Source organism: Streptomyces flavofungini (assembly GCF_041028215.1).
In the GTDB taxonomy this organism is placed as follows: Bacteria; Actinomycetota; Actinomycetes; order Streptomycetales; family Streptomycetaceae; genus Streptomyces; species Streptomyces flavofungini_B.
The window spans coordinates 1-1,873 of sequence record NZ_JASKYR010001089.1 but is presented as its reverse complement, the minus strand read 5'-3'; the positions used below and the strand labels follow the sequence as shown (position 1 = coordinate 1,873).

2 protein-coding genes are annotated in these 1,873 nt (G+C 73.1%); both read right to left on the bottom strand.

Translation table 11 applies throughout. The features are described from left to right. Positions 1–91: 91 nt before the first annotated feature. Positions 92–769 carry a hypothetical protein gene (locus AB8Z36_RS38645; protein ID WP_369218038.1) on the bottom strand — a complete coding sequence of 226 codons (678 nt, stop codon included), beginning with the start codon at positions 767–769 and terminating at the stop codon, positions 92–94. A 106-nt stretch (positions 770–875) separates the two neighbouring features. Beyond that, positions 876–1,703, bottom strand: coding sequence for an aldo/keto reductase (locus AB8Z36_RS38640; RefSeq protein ID WP_369218037.1), 828 nt, complete (start codon positions 1,701–1,703; stop codon positions 876–878). Positions 1,704–1,873: the final 170 nt, after the last annotated feature.

Genomic DNA, 1,873 nt, shown 5'->3' with positions numbered 1-1,873 from the left:
TAGACTTTGGCGCGCCGCGGTCAAGATTGGATTCCGGCCAAGCGGCGCGCGGCGGCGGGCGGGGCGCCGGACGGGGCGGTGGGGCGCGGGCTCAGGTGCCGTGGGCGAGGATCCAGGCCAGGACCGTGAGCCCCAGCATCGCCGGTACGCCGACGAGGAGGGACAGCAGCGGCAGCCACCCGATGAGGCCCTCGAGGACCCTGCGGCCGGGACGGAGACGGCCGTGTTCGCGCGTCAGGTCAGCGCTCAGGCCGAGACGTTCGGCGGCGCGGTGGGAGACGACCACCCCGGCACCGGCCGGACGGTTCAGCAGGGCCCGCCGGACCGTGGCGTCCACCGTGTCCCCGCCGCCCCGCACCAGGTGCACGATGAGCCGCACTCCGTGCGCGTCGGTCAGGACCAGCCGGTCGTCCAGCCGGGGTCCCGGCACCTCGACGCGGCCGACCTTGGTCAGCCGGGCGAGGTCGACCGTGCGCCGCCCGGTGAGGGTGCGCGCCGAGAGCAGTCCGCCGTCGAGCGGGCGCGCGTGCCAGCTCAGATGGCCGTAGAACGCCACCAGCACGCTGATGAGCAGCGAGGCCAGGTTGAGGAAGAGGAACCCTTCGGCCTCCTGCCCGGCCCGCACCAGGAGCACCGGCACGGCGAAGGCGAGGGGCGGCGTCAGCAGGGCGACGGCGTCGACGGTCCGTGCGGCGGCCCGCCCCTGTCCGGGCGATGCCGTGACGGCCGTGGCGGGAGCGGTGGCGCCGGGGCGCGGGGTGGTGGTCACGGCGGCGACGCTATCCCGTGGCCCGGGTCCGCTCGGCGCCGGACATGCCTCGGGCGGCGCCCGGACGCCCCTCGCGGGAGGGTCCGGACGCCGCCCGACGTGCGGTTCAGCCGTTGAAGTGGTCCGGGTCGGGACCCTGCCGCTCATCACGGTTCAGCGCGGAGATCTCACCCATGTCACCCGTGCCGAGCTCGAAGTCGAAGAGGTCGAAGTTCTCCTCGATGCGCTTCCGGGTCCCCGACTTGGGGAAGACGATGTCGCCGCGCTGGAGGTGCCACCGCAGGGTCACCTGGGCGGGCGTCTTCCCGTGCCGCTCCGCGATCCGCTTGATGACCGGGTCGTCGAGGACCTTGCCGCGCGCGATGGGCGACCAGGCCTCCGTGGCGATGTCGTGCTCGGCGCCGAAGGCCCGGACGTCGTCCTGGGTCAGATAGGGGTGCACCTCGATCTGGTTGACCGCCGGGACCACGTCGCCGCCTTCGAGCAGCCGTCGCAGATGGTGGGGCTGGAAGTTGGAGACCCCGATGGCCTTGGCCCGGCCGGAGCGGTAGATCTCCTCCATGGCCTGCCAGGTCTCCACGAAGTCGCCCTTGCCGGGCAGCGGCCAGTGGATGAGGTAGAGGTCCAGGTGGTCGAGGCCCAACTCGTCCATGGTGCGGTCGAACGCCCGGAGGGCGTCGTCGTGGGCATGGGCGTCGTTGTTCAGCTTGCTGGTCACGAAGACGTCGGCGCGGTCGAGACCGGAGTCGCGCACCGCCTGGCCGACCTCCTTCTCGTTGCCGTACATCGCCGCCGTGTCGATGTGCCGGTAACCGGTCTCCAGCGCGGCCAGCGTCGTCTCGCGGGTCTCCTCCGGCGGGATCTTGTACGTCCCGAAGCCGAGCTGCGGAATCCGTACGGCGTTGTTGAGGGTGAGGGCGGGTACGTCGGTCATGGCTGTGACTCCAGGTATGACGGGGTCTGGTTCCGGTGGGTGGCCCGGCGTCGGTCTCTCGTATGRCGGGTGGGTGGGCCCCCCCCCCCCCCCCCCCCCCCCCCCCCCCCCCCCCCCCCCCCCCCCCCCGCCGGTAACCGGTCTCCAGCGCGGCCAGCGTCGTCTCCCGG